Raw genomic sequence first — 19,335 nt, 5'->3', positions numbered from 1 at the left:
CGACTCGGAAATCGCCTATGCTTATTCCGTTTATTTCTTGCAGGACGACAGGACCATGTTCAAATTCGGCGGCGCTTCCTTTGCATGCTCTAATCCGCTTCAATCATAACAACAAAGAATCCCCCGCACAAACGCATTTCCTTCTTTTTCTTTCCTATTAACATTGACGCCGCTCCCAAGGCTTGCGACAATGGAAGGAATCAAGAAACCGGCATGGGCGGAGCGTCCGGCGGGCGATCATTTCATATAAGGATGGTTAGCGATGAATTATTCCAAAGGCACCAATTATGCGCTGCATACGATGCTCGATCTGGCTGCGCGCAAACCGGGAGTCAAGATCGGCGTGCAGGAACTGGCGGCTAGACAGAACGTCTCGCCTACCTATCTCTCGAAAATCCTGACCAAGCTGGCAAAAGCCGGACTGGTCGATTCTTACTCCGGCGCGCAAGGCGGATACTGCCTGCGCCGCAATAAAGACGATATTTCTTTCCTCGATATCATTCAAGCGATCGAAGGCAATACGCCGCTGTTCAAAGGCTGCGAATCCAACGGTCCCGGCTGCCTCGTGGAGTCGGTCATGCGGGAATCCGAACGCAAGATGGACGATCATCTGCGGGCGACCACGATCGGCGAACTTGCCGACAAAATGGCCGCCCATCTCGCCGAGCACGGAGCCGTATCGCAAGAAGATCGATGATGCTTTTCACGACATAGTGTTCCATCAAAAAGATCCGGTCCCGCTCTCAGACGGCAGACCGGATCTTTTTTGGGTTTATTCTTTCGACTCCCGTTTGAAAAATGTTATCGCGCCGCTCTCCATGCCTCCAGCAATTCCGCCACCGTCTCCCACCGCTCGGACCGATCCAGCGAGACGGCACGCGCCGCAAGTTCGAACAACGCTTCCCCGGCTTCCCACCGTTCGCGGGAACGATCCGTTTCGCTGCCGAGCAGACAGAATGCCATCGCACCGAGTCCATACACATTCGTCCGCGAGTCGATGGCCGCCCCCCGCTCGTGCTCTTCCGGCGACATAAACCGCGAAGAACCCCACATCCGGCCCATTTCGTTCGTATACGGTGCCGGACTGTAAAAGTCGATATCGCAGATCGTGATCCGTTTGCGTTCGAAATCATAAATCAGGCTGCCGTCATAAAAGTCGATTGCCACATAACCGAAAGCCTCCACATGGGCATGAAAATCCAGAATACGCTCTACGGCGTCGATCCGCTCCTCGATCGGAAGTCTGCGGAATCTCGAAATCGGGGAGGACGGAGCATCGTCGCGGCGCAGCAGTTCGCCTTCCGTCCACTCGAACAGCATCGCGTAACCGTCTTCCGTTTCGAAATGGTCGAGCAGACGCACCAGCGTCGGATGTTCCAGAATTTCGTACACGTTGGCCGCTTCCCGCAAACGACGAACCGCATCGACGGGATGTCCTTCATAATCGGCAGTCGCCGCTCCGGCATATTTGATAAATACCTGCTGATCTTCAATTTTCAATCCGAAAGCGATATTGCCGGAATCTTGTCGATCCCAGACCCGGAAAACAACACCGAACGGCGCCAACCAATTGAAATCATGCGGACGCCGAAGCAAAAAGGGAACGCCGTCAATTCGCTGCTCGATCAACCCGCCCAGCGGATCCGGCTCGACCGCACGCTGCACACCCACTACCGTACCCAATACCGTAACCGCCTCTGCGGAAGCTGCAGGCTCCACGCTTCCGCCAAGCGGCGGCAGGACCGGAGCGAACGGACCGGGTCCTCCCGCTTCTCCCGTCGCGAACGTCACCTGCGGAACATTCGGATCGAACTCGGGCTGCGCAGGCTGAAGTTCGGGCTCATTCGCATCGGCAGCGCTGTCCTGAACCACAGTATCGGCAGTCTGCGAAGCCTCATGGCTTTTCGTCAAAACAACCGTTTCCGCTTTTGTCCGTTCTTCCTCCTGCTGCCGCGTTTCGTGATTCGCCAAAGCGATATCGGGGGTCTCCGGAGCCGCTGTCGATGCGGCTATTCGTGTTTCGAAAGCCGCCTCGTTTTCAGTCTCGACCGCCGTCAACTCTTCTTCTTTCATTTCCAGCAAACGTTCCTGTACCCGCCATTCATCCCGAAGCAGCGCGTACACGCATTCGTCTTTCCATTCTCCGTCCGCGGTCGGTAAGCTTTGACGGAAAAAGCCTTCCATCCGCATGCCCGTCTTCTCCAGCAGCGCGCGTAAAGCCAGATTTTCCGGCGGGCAGGTCACGGTGAGCCGATGCAGGCCGAGTTCCCCGAACGAATGAGCCAGCAGCGCGCGGAACGCTTCGCCGGCATAGCCGTGTCTGCGGTAATCCGAACGAACGCCTATTCCCAGCTCTCCCGTCAGCGGCTGGACGCCCGGTCGGCAGAAAGCGTGCCCCATCACTTCATCGTCTTCTTCCGAAACTAACGCGTACAGATGCGGATCAGCCGTCATGTCGCGAAGTCGCCGTTCCGTATAAGCGCCTTCCGGGAAACTGTCCGCAATGCCGTCATCCTGCAAGTAAGCCAGCAGGCGCATCCATTCGCTTTGCGCAAACCTTCGAATCTGCATACGGGGCGTGCGGATCAACGCTTCCGGTATCGCTTCATGCTCGACGGCTTCTTTTTCTCTCTCCATCTTGTCCCCTCCCCTGTACAAATAAGCTTGCAGCTTCGACAGTCAAGGCTCGCTGCCGCCCGGCCTTTTGTCTCCGAACTTCCGATATTGTGCGTAAAAGAAGCTTCGCCGCGAAAAGCGGATATCCTGCTGAATGGTCGGACTTCATCCTGATCGTTTTCAGGCACCGTCACGGGGATGCTTCCGACAGTGAAATCTCCGGCGTTTTCCGCTTCTTCGCCGCGCGTTCGAAGCGGTACGCGATTTCGATCAACAGAGGATCGGACATCGCGGTTCCCGATAATAAAAGACCGACGGGACGACCCGACGCGGTGTAACCGGCAGGTACGGACACTAACGGATAGCCCGCGCGCGCAGCCAGATCGGCCCCCGAAGAATCGACGAAGGCCAACGCGTGCACCTCGTACTGCCTCAACGCCAGGTCTATCCCTTCCTCGCCCGCACGGCGAACGCCGAGTTCTTTGCTCGTTCGATACGCCTCGTCTTCCAGGCTGCCGCCGTCCCGCTCGGACTCTTCCAGCAAATCCTGACCGTAACGCAAGCATTCGCTTTCGTGTTCCCGGTTAAAAGCAATGATTTCGCCGAGGTGCGCAGGTACCGTACCTTCGGGCTGCGCGGCGAGAAAAGCGTCGATCGCGCTTTTGAATTCCCGGCGCATCACCGTTCCGTTCCATTCGTCGTTATAAGCCGGCATGTCCAAATCGCGCACGATTTCGATTCCCGCAGCTTTCAAACCGCTCAGCGCCTGTTCGAATACGGCTGCCGTTTCTTCGTCGAGTTCGTCCGAAAGCTGCTTGGCCACGCCGACTTTTAGCCGGACAGGCAGCACGTCGCGGCCGGGAAGAAACGAGATCGGACGCTGCGGCAGCAGCGTGCAGGCATCCGCTTCGTCGCCGAACGCCATCGCTTCCAGAATCAGCGCGGCATCGAGCACCGTGCGGGCGATCGGGCCCAGCGTGTCTTGCGTCAACGTCAGCGGAACCACCCCGCTTCGGCTGATCAGGCCTACCGTCGGCTTGATGCCCACGACCGATTGATACGCGGACGGATTGACGATCGAGCCCGACGTTTCCGAACCGATCGCGCCGAGACAAAAGTTGGCGGATACTGCGGCGGCGCTTCCGCTGCTCGATCCGCCGACCGGATAATCGCCGTACGGATTATGCGTTTGCCCGCCTCGCGAGCTGTAACCGGACGGCATTTCCCGCGACATGTAGTTGGCCCATTCCGTCATATTGACTTTGCCCAGCAATATCGCGCCCGCGTCTCTCAGCTTGGCTACCGCGAAAGCATCCTGCTTGACACGGCGGCCTGCCAGAGCCAAGGAGCCGGCTGCCGTCGTCATGCGATCCGCGGTATCGATATTGTCTTTGAGCAGGATCGGCACGCCGTACAGCGGCAAAGAGCCCAGTTCGTCGAAGTTGTCGTCCAACTGCTTGGCAAGCGCCACGGCATCCGGGTTGATCTCCAATACTGCGTTCAGTTTGCCGTCCAGCCGCTTGATCCGGTCGAGATACGCTTCGGTCAGCTGCACGCACGTCCAGTTGCCGCTTTGCAATTTTTCTTTGAACTGCTCGATGGTCAGCTCCAGCAGGTCTTCATCCTTGATTTCTTCCCGATCGTGCGCCGCATTATGGCTGAGCGCGTTGCGGTTGGCGTTTTCCGAAGCGGTCGGCACGTCTTCGTTCTCGCCTTTTTTCATCCGCAGCTTCAGTTCCAACGGCTTCGATTCGCGCTGCGGCAGCGGCGTTTTCGAAGCTTTCCATCCCGAAGCCGCTTCCAAAATGGAGGCCAGATCCTGACTTTCGGGATGGGCGACATCGACTTGAGGCTTCACCACTTCGTTTTCGACCGGAATGCCGCGGGGATCGGGACGTTTATTATTTTCGGCAGCTCCGGCTTCGCCCGAAGCGGACGGTTTCGATTTTTCCTGCATGGATCGGCGACCTCCTGTTCACTCTCTATTTAATCCCAGACCTTATCCAGACGATCCGCGTAAAAAGCAATAGCCTTCTGATAACTCTGTACCCCTATATGACTCGAATGATCGGCAATTTCTTTCAATAAAAGCTCCATCGCTTCGGCATGCTTGCCCAGGTTATGCAGCGCCATCGCCAGAAACACGCGCAGCTCGCGATGCTCGGTGTATTCGGCAGCGGCGGCGCGCAGCACATTTTCCGCTTGTTCGTATTCGCCCAACGCACGGTAGGTGCTTCCCAATCCCAACAGCGCCTCCGCTCGATCCGGTGCGCCGAGCCCCAATTCCAGACTGCGGACATAATACGGAACCGCTTGTCGCTCCAGCCCCAAATTGTCATGCGTCGAAGCCAGCTCACATAGCAGTTTGGCCGATTCGCCGAACGCGGCCAGCAGCTCAAGCATCTACAGCCTGGCTTCTTCGCCTTGACCATTGCGGCGGAGTACCAAAGCTACTGCAAGATGTTCATCTATTAGAATCGCTTTTGTACTCAACCGAGGATCCCCCATTCCTGCCAGTATTCATAATGTATGTGCGTGACCTCTTATTCTCATTATGTTAACACGACCGGAATCGCAATAGTTTGAATTGGAAAGACAAAAAATCGCCCGCATCCACTATCCCAAAGTTCAGGAAGTTTGAATACAAGCGAAACAGGGATTACATATATTTATCATTCATTAAATTTTTCCAAACGATTGATTGCAAGCTGCGCACTAAATAGAAGAATTAATCCAACGACCAGAATCACAACCAACTTACTCAATACTTCCGGTCCCGACGGCCTGTGAATATGAAAAAAGTAGAGGTTACTCCAAGGAAACACAGAACCACGAGTCAAGACTTGAAAGCTTACATAGGCAGCCGTCACCAGCATAGCCCAACTGCAACTTTTTAATAAAACGACCAGAAAATAACCTAATGCCGAGAAGAATAAAGATTGAACGATAAGTTGTAGCTCTGTCACTCCCCAAAAGGAATGCTTCAAAATCAAAGAGTAGACCAAGAGAATCAAGGTGATAAGAAGTACATAAAGCATAAAAAATATAAGAACGCGCTTCAATCCGATTGCCCATCTTGATTGAGGATAACTGAACAAGGTCTCTCCGCCGGGTTCATCCAATATGTCTTGAAAAATAAAGATGCTCCACCAAGCACTGAACGCAGGAAGAAGAATCTCCATCATAGAAAGAATGGACCTTTCTTCTCCTTTAGCCAATAAACTGTAGGCCAATACAACTAAACCTGTGACTAAAGGAATATAGGCATTCCAACCCATAGCTCTCCAGTCAAATAATGTTCGTTGAATTGTTCTCATCTGCTGTTATTCCTTGTGATATATAGATAACCTTCCTGCAAGGACGGCGGAACAGAAATTGCATTAGGCGGCTGCGTTTCCGAAAAAATACGGAGAATCTTCTTGTCGCCAACCGCTCGACTTGACATCACTTCCCACTGATCTTCATAGAAAACTCCTGCTCCCACCTCCAACTCCCATACCTTTCCTTCCGCTATACGCGCTATCTCCGATATGCTACCCGATCTAACCAATTGTCCGTCAACCAAAAAAGCTGCTGCACTACAAGTCGCTTCAATATCTTCAACAATATGCGTTGAGATTAACACTGTAGAGTTCTGGGATAGATTACGTAGAACTTTACGAAACCGAATCCGTTCTTCCGGATCGAGCCCCGCTGTTGGTTCATCTACAATAATAATACGAGGCTCCCCGATAATAGCCTGTGCTATGCCAAATCTGCGGATCATTCCGCCAGACAGAGTGCCAATCTTTTTATCTGCTTGCTCATGCAAATTTACTTTATTCAATATTTCTTTCAAAGACTGTTCAGTTAAAGTCGGAAGATTTTTTAGATCAGCAATATGCTTAAGCGCTTCTTTAACCTTAATATGTTTGTACATCGAAAATTTTTGCGGCAAATAACCGATTAGTTGTCTTGCATTCCCTTTCTGCCGCCAATCGACTGTACCATATTCAATTTTTCCTGAAGAAGGTTCGATCAACGTAGCCAAGATACGCATTAAGGTTGTTTTGCCTGCTCCGTTTGGACCCAAAAGCCCAAAACTTCCTGGCGGAATGGTTAGAGTAATATCATCCAGAACCTTATTTTTACTGAAAACTTTCGAAATTTGTTTTAATTCTAAGTTTTGCATAAAAGCGCTCCTTATTATCTATATTTCATTCACAACATATCGTTTAAATCCTTGTAGTCTCCTGTATTCGTTTCCAGCATCTCTAACCAAGTACCAAAAAATCTTTGTACTTCTTGTTCCGATGAATTGTCAATAAAGTTCCGAACGTTCTCTAACGTTGCAACTTCTACCGACCAGTTTGAGTTTTGATAATCATTAATTAGAAATTGAAGGGTATTCTCTGGCTGCTCACTATAACGTTTGCTATACCAATAACTATAAGTTGCACAAAATCCGTCTAAAAATGTTTCTTTTTTTATCGTTTCTTTGGTCCTCAGCAATGACAATATGACTGCAGAAGGACTGGCTGCCTGCTGTTCAAAAACCCACTTCCCCTCGTAACCGTTATGCACGGACACAATCCATTGATGATCTGAATGCCAGATCGTTTCCCAATACTTATTGGATTCTAAGGGAATAGGAAGAAATAAAATAGAATCGTCTTTGCCTTTAGAAGTTACTGCAAGATCCAAGTCTTCTTCAATACGGCTCAACATTTGGTCAAAACGATTTACGAAAGCCGGCGCTGCTGCCTTCACACCGCCAGCTAATGCAAGCGGATAAACCAGTTTTTTATCTTTTTCCGTTGTTTCACCAATCATCCCACTAATCAAGGTGAGTCCTGAAGAAGATGTACCGGTGTACGTAGCGCCATTACCTTGCTGCAAATTGCTATAAGTCTTTCCAGGACCGGAATAATGAAGAGTGTAAGGAACCGAATCTCTTGCTGGAGGTGGTGTGTGTCTGAGAAAGCCGTTCTCCCTCATTACGGCAACTGGGTACTTTCCTTCTACAGGAAGCCATGGAAAATAGCCCGGAAGGAGTACAGCCTGTTCGTTTGCATAGAAATAAGGAGAACTGATTCCAGAGTAGGCAAATTGAAATTTCTCTGTACTTCCGGCTGGATATTCTTCTTTTAATAAAACACTCACATGATCGCCTTCTTGTTTGAAATCGATTTTTTCGCCTGTTTGGTTCTGGACGCTTGTGACTTTAAAATTCCGATAAAGAGTAAAATCAAGTCTGTCCAGTGGAGCGTTTAATTCGATATTAATAGTAGCCGACACCTTCAGTTTACGAAAAGTGCTAACGTCCGCCTCGTAAGATGTAATTTTAAATTCAGGATTCATTGCAAAAATATCTTCAGCGATAGGCGTAGCTTGCTGTTCCTCTTTGATATAGGAATTTTCAGTAGTCATTACTGTAACCGGGACTTGATCTGGAAACGAAGCTGCTATGCAAGCTGTACTGGCAAGAAGCCAACTTATGGATGCAGAAATAACAGCTTTCTGAGTAAAACGATGATTATTGCTCCAAGACGCAACGACGATCAGTACACCAACCAACAGAAGTAACCAGACCAGCTTAACCATCCACCTGGAAAATTCAAGAGGATAGCCATACAAAGGGTCGAATGCGGCTGCAATATCAGACTGTCCCAGATTAAGGATGGATAAGACTCGGGTCAGATCCCAATTGAATACGACCATCACATTCTCAAGAATAAGCATATTTAGCGGGCCAATAAAAATTCCGATAACAACAAGCAATATGTATACTAATCGACTTCGCATAAAAGTTCCTAATAGTAATCCGATCAATCCCGATAAAAAGAACGGAATCCAGTAATAAAGAACAAAATACAATAAAGATTTCCAATAAAACACAGGGTCAATGTTTTGCATAAACAGCAGTACAACTTCACTAATCCATGCGATGACAATAAAAAATAAGCCTAAAATAAATAAAAGACTTCCTTTACTTATAAGTTTGATGCCAGGCGCTGAATGGATGACTTGGAATACTTCATCTGATGAAACTCTTTTCTCTCGTACACTTAGAATAAATCCTAAAACCAAAAAAGCGAAAATCCCGATCTGGACAATTGCTGCTGTTGCCGTTAAGGCCCCGCCCACATCCTGATGGTCAAGTCTCTGCCACATAATTGAAAAAAGGATTGCCAAGGCACTCAACATAAAAAGCAAGATAAAAAGGCTTCTTTTAATTAAAACAATCTCAACCCACAAACTTTTGCCCAATTTTCTTAACATGTCATTCTCCTTTTATAAAAGAAGAGGGCATAGATGCCCTCTTCTTGCGTCCTTCCTTTATTCGACTATCAGTTCGTGGCTGAGCCACTACCAATGCAGCTATCATACAGAGTTCCGTTAGGGTCCAGGTTAATATAATACTGATAACTTTGTGCACCCGTTTGATAATTCCAGTTGGTACTCTGACTTTTATTCAAATGCGTATTGGTAACTACGTTATCAATGCCACCATCTCGCCGTTTCAAATTGACCCACAGTGTATTGTCGGAGCTGGCGCTATTATAACCTTGAAGAGAAACCGCGCCCAGCATGTTAATCGCAGAACCGTTAGCTCCAGTATCATAGTATCCAATTGTAGCAGAGCTAGTTCCAGCAGCAGAAGCAACAGCGCTTCCCAGAATCATCGCAGCAGCCACTCCAGAAAATGCGATTTTTTTAATATTCATTTTTTCCTCCATTTTGTTAAGTATTTGAATTATCTAAAAATAAGACTAAACATAAAGAAAAAGCTTCCTCCTTCCTCTGTCAATTGCCTCTATTCTCTATTTGCAAAAGGGTATCCTCTGTTTTAAAATTAAGAATACTTATTCCTTTCGCTTCATAGAGGGATAGGCCACCGCCGTTAAGCTCATTCGGTCTCTTAACAGACTGAGCTTAACGGCTTTTTTATTGTGATAGAGTCAAAAACTCTAAAACAAACAAAATAAAAACTTTCTTTTATGTATACGCGTTACTTATAGTGAACAATGGATTTCATAATTATATTTCATCCATCCACAATTACAATAATAATACAAAAAAAATATTTTACAACAATAATATATTTAAATATAAAAAATAATATTTATTTCCTACTAAATCAGGACTAATGAATCAATAAAATAAACCCGCCTCCGATAAGCGCGAACGCTTCCGATTGCGGGAATTGCAGAGTCAATCGCTTGCTATTCTTCAACGTCCTTCGTTGATCTTGCGAACGGTTTCGAGCGGAATTTTCGGTACCCGATCGTAGGTTAGCAGCCCGTTGATCTCCTGTTCGACGTCGGTAAGCTGCGTATAGCAGTAACCCTGCACCAACTCCGACTTGAGCAGCGGATCGATCACGTCGCGAAGGCGCTGCTCGAAATCGTCGTCGCTGGACGCGCCGGAGTAACCCCAGCCTTCCCAGTCGCTTTTTTTGTACGCGATGCCGCCGAATTCCGTGACCAGGATCGGCTCGCCGCGGTACGCATAGCCGTAAGCCATGATCGGATGGCCGCCGGGCATGAGGCCGAGCGCTTTTTCCGCATCGTCGTAGCGTTGTTCAAGCACTTCGCGCTGCCACTCGTAATCGTGAATGGTGACCAGGTCGCTCGTCGTATGCTCCCATCCGTCGTTCGAGATCACGGGACGCGTAGGGTCGAGCGATTTGCTCAGGTAAACGAGCGATTCGGAATGGTGCTGCTGAACCCGGTCCCGAGCCAGATCCGGCACGCCCCAGCTTTCGTTGAGCGGTACCCAGACGACGATCGACGGGTGATTGTAATCGCGGTCGATCGATTCGATCCATTCCCGGTTGAAGCGTTCCACGTATTCGTCCGAATAGGTATACGCGTTGGCCGCTTCGCTCCATACCAGCAGCCCGAGCACGTCGCACCAGTACAGGTAACGCGGATCTTCGAGCTTCTGGTGTTTGCGCGCGCCGTTGAAGCCCATTTCTTTCGTCAGCTCGACGTCCCGCCGGATGTCTTCGTCGCTCGGCGGAGTCAGGTTGCCGTCCGGGAAATAGCCCTGATCGAGTACCAGCTTCATTTTGTACGGGCCGTTGTTCAAACACAGCTTGCCCCCGTCGATCGAAATTTTGCGCATCCCGAAGTAACTGTTCACCTGGTCCGTCTCCGCATCATTTTCGATCAGGGTAAACGAAATATCGTACAAACTCGGATTCTCCGGCGACCACCAGGTCTCGCGTTCATGAAAGTTGAAGTTGGGCAGTCCGATCGCGTGGCGCACGGTGCGGCTCGATATCGTATACGTCTGCTCCGTGACCGGTTGTCCGTCAAAAGAAACCGAAACGCGCAGACGCAAATTTTTCCCCGGCGCGAAATTTCCGATATAAGGCACGATCTCCACGCAGCGTTTGTCCATGTCCGGCGTGATTTTGACTTTTTCCAGATAAATCGGCGCTACCGCTTCCATCCATACCGTCTGCCAAATGCCCGTCGTGCGCGTATAGAAAATGCTCGCCGAGTCCTTTTTCCAAAACTGTTTGCCGCGCGGAAGTTCCAAATTCAAACTCTCGTCCAACGCCTGAACCACGAGCGTATTCGGCGTGCCGTCGCTTTTCAACGCATGCGTGACATCGGCCTTGAACGGCGTATGCCCGCCCTCATGCCGCACCACGAATACCCCGTTCACCCAGACCTTCGCTTCGTAATCCACCGCCCCGAAGTGCAGCAGCACGTTTTTCCCCGCAAAATTCTCCGGCACCTCGAACTCCCGGCGATACCAGACGTTATCATGAAAATCAGGATCCCCGATCCCGCTCAGTTTACTTTGAAAAGCAAACGGAACCTGAATCTTCTGCTCGAACGCTTTGTCCCCCTGAGCCCAACCCTGCCCCGCTCCGGCATTGTCGTCGTCGAACGCAAATTCCCACTCCCCGTTCAAATTCACCCAAGCCTCCCGAACAAACTGCGGTCTCGGATGCTCTGCTCGATAAATCGCCTTCTCCGTTCCCTGAATCGTGCCCATTTTTATCTCTCCTTTTTTCATTAACTTTTGAGTTATAAAAATAACGCTTACATCCTTCGAAAACAGTATGCCCGATCCGATTATTCAAGTCAACTATAAGTTGATAAGTTAACTTTTAAGTTATATAATCTGTTCATATCTTATTTTTAGCTTTTAGTTATTAGGTCTTTTCTTTTCTCTTCCCCTTTGCCTATCGAGTTGTTCGATTTTGAAAGGGGAGGTTGTTCGCGCAAGCTTAAGGCGGAGGGGAGTTCTTGTGTAGGAATGAAATGTTCGCCTTTGAAATCGGGAAACGTCCTTATTCCAATCTAATCCAGTTTCCCGATTTCAACACGCGACCGAAACAAGAACTCCCCGGAGCCGCCCATGCTTGCCCAAACAGAATCTTCCCGTTGAAAAGGAGAAAACGATGAATATTCCCGTCACCCTCAACAACATGCCTCTCCTCGAATGCTTCGCCTCCGAAACCCGCGTGCGCATGATCGAGCTGCTGGGCGAGCGTCCGATGAGCGTCGGCGAGCTGGCCGAAGTGCTGGAGCTGTCGTCGGCGATCGTGACCAAGCATGTGCAAAAGATGGAAAACGCGGGACTGCTCACGTCGGAAAGCGTCACCGGAACGCGCGGGCGCCGCAAGCTGTGCAGCCTGGCCGTAGACAGCCTTATCCTGAATTTCCGTTCCCGGCCTTCGGAAGAGCAGCGCAGCGCTTATTCCGTCTCGATTCCGGTCGGCCAATACGCCGATCACGAAGTCCGACCGACCTGCGGCCTGGCTTCGGAAAAACGCCTGATCGGCATGATGGACGACCCGCGCTACTTTGCCGACCCGCAGCATGTCGGAGCCCGGCACCTCTGGTTCGGGTCCGGCTATGTGGAATACCGGATACCGAATTATCTGGTCGGCACGCAGAGCGTGCGCGAAATCTCGATCACGCTGGAACTCGGTTCGGAAGCTCCCGGCTACAATGCAAACTGGCCTTCGGATATTTCGTTCCGCCTCGGCGGCGTGCATGTCGGAACGTGGATCTGTCCCGGTAATTTCGGCGGCACGCGCGGACTGTACACGCCGGAATGGTGGGACGAGCAAAGCAGCCAGTACGGCCTGCTGAAGACGCTGTCCGTTCGCGAAGACGGCACGTTCATGGACGGACTCAAGCTGTCGGACGTCACCGCGGCCGATCTCGGCATTTCGGCACCGGGCAGCTTGTCGAACACTTCCCTGTCGGGGGGCCGCGAGATCCCGCTGCGGATCGAGAGCCGGGCAGACGCCGCCAATGCCGGCGGCGTCAGTTTGTTCGGGCGCGGCTTCGGCAACTACGACCGGGATATCGAGATTTCGGTAAAGTTTTCGGACAGCAGCCGAGAAGTTCGGAGTTAAAAAGTCGGGCGGGTCCGGTCGGCAGGTCGGTAGAGTGCGACTACAATTCGAAAAAAATATCCGTTCCCCGAACGGCTCGCTTTGCGCGACCGGAACGGGAACGGATATTTTTCGTTACGAATTTTCGGGCAGGCTTAACGGCGTCCGCGATCGACGCAAGCCATCATCCGCTTTTTTCCGACCGGTACTGCCCCGGCGTCATTCCTTCCTGCTTGCGGAAGAGACGGATAAAGTACGAAGGCTGGTAGCCGACCGCTTCGGCGACCTCGTTGACTTTGAGATCGGTGGTACGCAGCAGTTCGCGGGCTTTCTCCAAACGAAGATTCATGACGTAATCGACGAAGGTCTGACCGTACGTCTGCTTGAACGACCGGCTCAGCGTGTACGGACTGACGCCGAAGCGTTCGGCGCAGCGTTCGAGCGAAAAGTCCGCCGTGTAGTCTCTCTCCAGCTCCTCCCGTACCTTTTCCGCCAAGCGATCGGCTTCGACGCCTTGGCGCTCCTCCAATTCCCTGCCGTAATGTTCCAGCACCCGCGAGCACAGAAAATCCGCGACCGCTTCCGGTTTGCGCAGTTCGAGCAGCCGCTCGTACAGACCCGCGGCCTCCAGCCGAACGCCGTTTTCCAGCATCGTATGCAGCAGGCTGCCGAGCAGCTGGAGCGCGCCTTCGTTCAGTTCCGACTCGGCGGACGCGCGTTCCGACAATCTCACGAGGAATTCGCGGATCAGCCTTCCGGCTTCGTCGGTTCGGCCCAACCGCACTTCTTGCAGCAGCTCTTTCTCCAACGCGAACGGGTAGGTACTCCCGCCGCCCGGACCGGGCAGCAGTTCATCGAAATGCAGGACGCGGCAGGATTCGGTCGCCGGTATGCCGCGCAGCGCGCTCCGCAAAGCTTGCAGCAGTTCCGGCACGTCCAGAATGCCCGCCGCTTCCCCGGTACACAAGATCGTCCGCAGCCGCAGCACGCTTCGCAGCGTATCGGCCATTTCTTGCGCGGTTTGTTTCATGCTCGCGCGCTCCCCGGCGGCTGCGTTATCACCCATCACCGCCGCTGACTCAATGCCTGCTGCCGACGGCCGGACGGTTTCGGAGGAAACCGCCGTATCCACCGCGACGGGAACCAGCACGGCCACGCTGCCGTCATGGAAATTGACGATTTCCGCCCGTTCGCGGCGTTGATCGATAAATTCGCGCGCCACGTTCGCGGCAGCGAACGTCATGAGCAGTTCGTCTTCTTCGCGAAATTGCGATTCCGGCGGCGATAATACGCCGACCCGCAGCAAAAACACGGCCAGCCGCTCGCCTTTTTCGATTCGCCAACCGAAACGCTCCAGCCGGGACAGCAAATCGCTTTCGCCGAGCGAACGGTAATGACCCTGCATCAACTGCAGCAAAAAGCCGGCTCGCAGCTCGGGATACGTTTGTTCCAGCCTCCGCTCGGCTTCCCGTTTTGCGTCGGCCAACCCTTTCCAACTATCTTCGATCGAACGCAGCTCGTCGTAAGGCCGTCCGTTCGGCGAACGATACGGCTGCGGCCCGGGCATAAAGACCGATTTGCCTTTCCCGCTGCCTGCGGTCTCCGGGTCGAAGGATCGGCCCGAACCTTCTCCTTCCCCGAGCGCTTCCGCCAACTGCCGGATCGGACGATGCAAGCGGCGCGAAGCGAACCAGGCCAACACGAGCGCAAGCCCCATTCCCGCCAGGCTGACGCCCAGCAGCGAACGCGACAGCACGACCACCGGGCGGGTCAACGCTTCCAGCGGCGAGACGGTCGCGTAGGTCCAGACCGTTCCGGCGCGTTCCAGCGTGCTGTACGAAGCCGAATACGTCTGCCCCTGCCATTTGAACAAATACGAATCGCTTCCGCTTGTTCCCGCATCGATCCGATCGTTCAACTGCTGACGCAGCGTTTGCTCGAACTGTTGATTTTCCGGCATTCCTTCCGATACGCGGATAATCGGCCGCCCGTTTTCGGCATACAGATACGAAGCGCCTTTTTCGTCGAACGAAGCTTCGCGCACGAAGCCGTCCAGCTTTTTCCGGTCGAGACTCAGCAGCAGCGCGCCGTAAGACGGTCCGTAGCCCGGCAGCTTGCGTACCAGCACGATCGAGTCGGCGTCCGACGCGGTCCAACGAAAATTTTCGACCCAATAAATGTCCCGTTTTTCTTCGACCAAACTTTGAAATCGCTTACTTTCTTCCCCGAAAGGAATCGTCCGCACGCCGCCCCATTCCGACAATAACAGAGGTTCGCTGCGGTTCAGCAATAAGCGCGCGTCTTCCAAGCGCGGATAGGTGGCTTTCATGAGTCCGAGAAAACTGTACAGCTCGTTCGTCCGGTTGTATTCCAGCATCAAATTGGCCCGTTTCAGATCCGCGTCCAGCCGGGGATCGAGCGACCACTGGCTCGCCGACAGCTCCAGCTGCGTGAACAGATCGTCCAGGCGGGCCGCCGAGCGCTCGACCAGCGTCCGGTGGCTGTTCATCACCTCGCGTTCGACGTGCGCCGTGCCCAATGCGTAAGAAGAAAGAGCAATCACGGCCGTCGGGATGCTCGCCATGCACAACGCCAAAATCAGGCTGTAGCGATAAAAGCGTCCTCGCCCTTCGCGGCTTCTTCCGCCCGGCAGCTTTTTGGCCCATTCCCGGATGCTCCCCATTTTTTTCGCCCCTTTTCCGGTTTGCCGGTTCGATTATTCGCTCTCTCGTCGTCTACCATTTTAAGGGAAGTCCTTTGCAAACCGCAACAGCTTCCGAATCGGCGCGACGCCGAACCGGAAGCCATGCGAACACGGAATTTTCTTTTATTCCGGCAATGGGCCGGCTTACCGTCGACACCTGAAGCGTCGCCATGCCGGCCTTTTCTTCGTATCGAGCCAAAATCAGCGTTTTTTTATGAAGCCGTCTGCCGCTGCGCGTACGCCTCGTTCAGCTCCTCGGTGATTTTTTGCAGATCCGGATTCGTTTTCAGCTTCTCGACGAACTCGTCCCAAGCCGACAAAGGCAGCTTGCCGAGCACGATCTTGGTTTTGATGTCCTGAATGTCTTTGCCCAGCTCCGGTCCGGCCGACACGTTCGTTTCCGAATACAGGCCGATCGCTTTGTCCGGCATGCTGATCTTCGCGCGTTCGTCGATAATCTGCTTGTTGCGCTCGAAAACGTCCTGCGGCATGCCGCTGCGGTAAGCGCGAAGATAAGGGTCGTATTGGATAAAGACCTGTCCGAGCGCCTGCGAAGCGACGATATCCGCTTTGGCTTGTTCGGTCACCGTTTTGATCCCGTTTTCCTCGTCGTAATGCACGCCTTCCAGGCCGTAGCTCGCCAGCGTCCCGCCTTCTTCCGAAGCGCCGTAATCCATCAGCTCGAGCAATTTTTTCATTTTGTCTTCCGGTACGCTTTTCGGAATCACGAACATCCCGAAAAATCCGCCGTCTTTGTTCACGTAGCCGTTCATCGACACCAGCGGCAGAAAATCCGCGTCCGGGTTGCTTTTGCGCTGGGCTTCCGTCGGTTCCCAAGCCGCTTCCACCGTATTTTGCGAAGCGCCCGCGCGGCCCGCGTTCAGTTGGTCTTTGGTCTGGCTTTCTTTCAGTACGGCCAAGTCTTCCGAGATCAGGCCGTCCGCGTAAGCATTGCTCAGCCACTCCAGCGCTTCGCGCATTTCCGGCATCAGATTGACGTTGACCAGCTTGCCGTCCACGTCTTTCCAATCTCCGTTATTTTGGGTAAACGCGCTGACGATGCCGGAGTAGGTGCCCATATTGCTTTGCGTGACCAGGCCCGTGAATCCGATGGTGTCATTCTGGCCGTTGCCGTCGGGATCATCCTCGGTGAACGCGCGCAGCGTTTCGTACAGCTCGTCGGTCGTCTGCGGGACGTCCATGTTCAGATTGTCCAGCCAGTCTTTGCGCAGGAACAGGAACGATCCGCCGTCGACCGGACGCACGCGCGGGATGCCGTAGTTTTTGCCGTCGGCCTGCTTCGTGTTGATCCAGGATTCTTCCGGGAATTTTTTGAGATTCGGATAATCGTCGATATAAGGCGTCAAGTCCCAAAACGCGCCCTGCTGCACCATGGTGCGAAGCTGCGCCGAGAACGCGTCGTCAACCAGCATCAGGTCCGGCATATCGCCCGAAGCCAACGTCACGTTCACTTTGTCCCCGTAACTGTTGGGCGACACCCAAGTGATGTTCAGATCGGTATTGGTGCGCTTTTCGAACTCCTGCACCACGACGTTGTCCGGTCCGGGCGGTTCGGGCGTAAAATACATCGACATGATGCTGACCGGCAGCGGACTTCCGTCTTCGGGCACGCCCGATGCGGAATTGCTGCTGCCGCACGCCGTCGTAAGTACCGCCAATGCCGCGACCGCCGCAAGAATTGCTCTCATGCCCGTTCTTTTTCGGTTCATGCTTCAATCTCCCCTTTTATCGATAATGACTCCGCTATTCCTTGACCGAACCGACCATGGCGCCTTTGGCGAAGTGTTTTTGCAAAAACGGATAAACCATCAGGATCGGCACCGTCGCGATGACAACCGCCGCCATCTTGAGCGTTTCCGACGGAATCTGCTGCTCGGCGGTCATCTCGGCCGCGGCCGTCCCGCCGGATGCCGTCGACGAGTCGATCAGCATATTTTGCAGCAGCACTTGAAGCGGTTGCTTGTCGAAATCATTGATGTACAGCAGCGCCGTGAAAAAAGTATTCCAATACGCGACCGCGTAAAACAATCCGAACGCGGCGAGAGACGGCAGCGACAGCGGCAAAATAATGCGCCACCAGACGCCGATATCGTTGGAGCCGTCGATCCGCGCCGCTTCTTCGAGACTCGGCGGGATGCTGTCGAAAAAGCCTTTCATCAGCAGCACGTACCATCCGCTCGTCAGCACCGGCAAAATGAGCGACCAGATGCTGTTGATCAAATGCAGGTCGCGAATCAGCAGGTACGGCGGGATGATGCCCGGATTGAACAGCGTCGTCAGCAAAATCAGCAGCAGGATAAACCGTCGGCCTTGCAAGCGTCTGCGCGACAGCGCGTAAGACAAGCAGGACGTGACCAGCAGGCTGAGCGCCGTGCCGACCGTCGCCAGAAACGCGCTGTTGCCGATCGCCCGGATGAACGCGTCGGTCGACAGCAGGTATTTATAAGAATCCAGACTCCATTTTTGCGGAAAAAGAGTGGCTTTGTTGCGGATAAATTCCGACGGATCGGTAAACGATACGACCAGCACGTAATACATCGGGAACAGCGTAACCAATCCGATTACCGTCAGAAGCAGCATATTGACGGCGTTGAACGTCCGGTCCCCTTTATGTTCGACCATTCTTCGTTTCCTCCTTTCGCTTCAAGCCCGGCAAACGCTCAATACACGCCGTCTTCGCCGAACTTTTTCGCCAGCTTGTTGGCTCCGATGACGAGAATCAGGCCTACGATCGACTTGAACACCCCGACCGCCGTGCTGAAGCTGAGCTGGCCCTGCTTGATGCCGAGCCGGTACACGTACGTGTCGAACACGTCGGCGACTTCGGATACCGCGCCGTTCATCATCAGGAACACCTGCTCGAAGCCGACGTCCATGATATGCCCGATGCGCAGGATCAGCAGAATGATGATGACCGAACGGATGCCCGGCAGCGTGATATGCCAGATCTGGCGGAAGCGTCCGGCTCCGTCGATTTTGGCGGCTTCGTTGAGCTGCGGATCGATGCTGGCCATCGCCGCCAGGAACAGTACCGTGCCCCAACCGGCGTCTTTCCAAATGGATTGAACCGTCAGCAGCCCCCAGAAGTAATTCGGGTTAGTGAGAAAGTCGATCTTGCCGAATCCGGCGGCGGCCAACAGTTGGTTGATGATGCCTTCGCCCGTCGACAGCAGCAGGAACGTAATGCCGACGATGATGACCCACGACAGGAAGTGCGGCAGATACACGATCGATTGAATCGTCTTTTTGAATTTGGTGCCGCGCAGCTCGTTCATCATGACCGAGAGCAGAATCGGCAGCGGGAAAAAGAAGATCAGCGACAGCAGGTTGATCGCCATCGTGTTGCGGAACAGAATAAGGAAATCGGGATTCGAAAAGAAACGTATGTAATGCTCGAAGCCCACCCACTGACTGGCCCACATGCCCTGATAAGGCGAATAATTTTGGAACGAGATCAGGATTCCCCACATGGGCACGTACTTGAATAACAGGAAAAAGACGATGCCCGGCAGCGCCAGCAGATACAGGTAACGGTCTCGCTTGACGCCGTTCCATACGCTGCGTCTGCGCTTCGCGGCCGGACTTTCTTTGTATGCGGTTTCGATTTTGCTTCCGCCGGCTGCTTCGGTTCGGGATGCCATGTCCT

Annotated in this window: 14 protein-coding genes and 1 pseudogene; 2 read left to right on the top strand and 13 right to left on the bottom strand. The window is 52.9% G+C overall.

Going from position 1 to position 19,335, the window contains the following annotated elements:
- Window positions 1-262: 262 nt before the first annotated feature.
- The gene (locus tag HRQ63_RS12355) at window positions 263-697 is read left to right on the top strand and encodes an RrF2 family transcriptional regulator (protein ID WP_172243980.1); all 435 of its coding nucleotides are present in this window, start codon (window positions 263-265) and stop codon (window positions 695-697) included.
- A gap of 104 nt (window positions 698-801) precedes the next feature.
- On the opposite strand, the gene HRQ63_RS25910 is transcribed toward HRQ63_RS12355, so the two are convergent.
- From HRQ63_RS25910 to HRQ63_RS12315, 9 genes and pseudogenes are all read right to left on the bottom strand, one after another.
- Window positions 802-1,629, bottom strand: coding sequence for a protein kinase domain-containing protein (locus tag HRQ63_RS25910; RefSeq protein WP_229714192.1), 828 nt, complete (start codon window positions 1,627-1,629; stop codon window positions 802-804).
- A gap of 567 nt (window positions 1,630-2,196) precedes the next feature.
- Window positions 2,197-2,571, bottom strand: a pseudogene (locus HRQ63_RS25905) (GNAT family N-acetyltransferase); the annotation flags it as partial.
- A gap of 235 nt (window positions 2,572-2,806) precedes the next feature.
- A complete protein-coding gene (locus HRQ63_RS12345) occupies window positions 2,807-4,573 on the bottom strand; it encodes an amidase family protein (RefSeq protein ID WP_229714174.1) in 1,767 nt (588 codons plus the stop codon).
- A 29-nt stretch (window positions 4,574-4,602) separates the two neighbouring features.
- Complete coding sequence (locus HRQ63_RS12340) at window positions 4,603-5,019, bottom strand: tetratricopeptide repeat protein (protein ID WP_229714173.1); 417 nt, start codon at window positions 5,017-5,019, stop codon at window positions 4,603-4,605.
- A gap of 269 nt (window positions 5,020-5,288) precedes the next feature.
- On the bottom strand, window positions 5,289-5,933 hold the full coding sequence (locus HRQ63_RS12335; RefSeq protein WP_172243974.1) for a hypothetical protein: 645 nt from the start codon (window positions 5,931-5,933) through the stop codon (window positions 5,289-5,291).
- Window positions 5,930-6,787 (bottom strand): ABC transporter ATP-binding protein, encoded by an 858-nt coding sequence (locus tag HRQ63_RS12330; RefSeq protein ID WP_172243971.1) that lies wholly within the window; start codon window positions 6,785-6,787, stop codon window positions 5,930-5,932. The genes HRQ63_RS12335 and HRQ63_RS12330 overlap by 4 nt, the downstream gene beginning before the upstream one ends.
- A 29-nt stretch (window positions 6,788-6,816) precedes the next feature.
- Window positions 6,817-8,877 (bottom strand): hypothetical protein, encoded by a 2,061-nt coding sequence (locus HRQ63_RS12325; protein ID WP_172243968.1) that lies wholly within the window; start codon window positions 8,875-8,877, stop codon window positions 6,817-6,819.
- Between the two features lie 68 nt (window positions 8,878-8,945).
- Window positions 8,946-9,323: a hypothetical protein gene (locus tag HRQ63_RS12320; protein WP_172243965.1), complete on the bottom strand. Its 378-nt coding sequence runs from the start codon at window positions 9,321-9,323 to the stop codon at window positions 8,946-8,948.
- Between the two features lie 505 nt (window positions 9,324-9,828).
- Window positions 9,829-11,610 carry a glycoside hydrolase family 2 protein gene (locus HRQ63_RS12315; protein WP_172243962.1) on the bottom strand — a complete coding sequence of 594 codons (1,782 nt, stop codon included), beginning with the start codon at window positions 11,608-11,610 and terminating at the stop codon, window positions 9,829-9,831.
- 409 nt (window positions 11,611-12,019) lie between these two features.
- Between HRQ63_RS12315 and HRQ63_RS12310 the strand changes: the two genes are divergently transcribed.
- On the top strand, window positions 12,020-12,985 hold the full coding sequence (locus tag HRQ63_RS12310) for an ArsR/SmtB family transcription factor (protein ID WP_172243959.1): 966 nt from the start codon (window positions 12,020-12,022) through the stop codon (window positions 12,983-12,985).
- A gap of 163 nt (window positions 12,986-13,148) precedes the next feature.
- Here HRQ63_RS12310 and HRQ63_RS12305 read toward each other — a convergent pair whose 3' ends face one another.
- From HRQ63_RS12305 to HRQ63_RS12290, 4 genes are all read right to left on the bottom strand, one after another.
- A complete protein-coding gene (locus HRQ63_RS12305) occupies window positions 13,149-15,647 on the bottom strand; it encodes an AraC family transcriptional regulator (protein WP_172243956.1) in 2,499 nt (832 codons plus the stop codon).
- 233 nt (window positions 15,648-15,880) lie between these two features.
- Window positions 15,881-17,398 carry an extracellular solute-binding protein gene (locus tag HRQ63_RS12300; protein ID WP_229714172.1) on the bottom strand — a complete coding sequence of 506 codons (1,518 nt, stop codon included), beginning with the start codon at window positions 17,396-17,398 and terminating at the stop codon, window positions 15,881-15,883.
- Window positions 17,399-17,432: 34 nt separating this feature from the next.
- Window positions 17,433-18,311 (bottom strand): carbohydrate ABC transporter permease, encoded by an 879-nt coding sequence (locus HRQ63_RS12295; protein WP_172243953.1) that lies wholly within the window; start codon window positions 18,309-18,311, stop codon window positions 17,433-17,435.
- Between the two features lie 38 nt (window positions 18,312-18,349).
- A complete protein-coding gene (locus HRQ63_RS12290) occupies window positions 18,350-19,330 on the bottom strand; it encodes an ABC transporter permease (RefSeq protein WP_172243950.1) in 981 nt (326 codons plus the stop codon).
- Window positions 19,331-19,335 lie beyond the last annotated feature (5 nt).

Origin of the sequence: Saccharibacillus endophyticus (assembly GCF_013185185.1) — a bacterium.
In the GTDB taxonomy this organism is placed as follows: Bacteria; Bacillota; Bacilli; order Paenibacillales; family Paenibacillaceae; genus Saccharibacillus; species Saccharibacillus endophyticus.
Note: the sequence above shows the minus strand (reverse complement) of the source record. Positions and strands in the feature narration are given on the sequence as shown.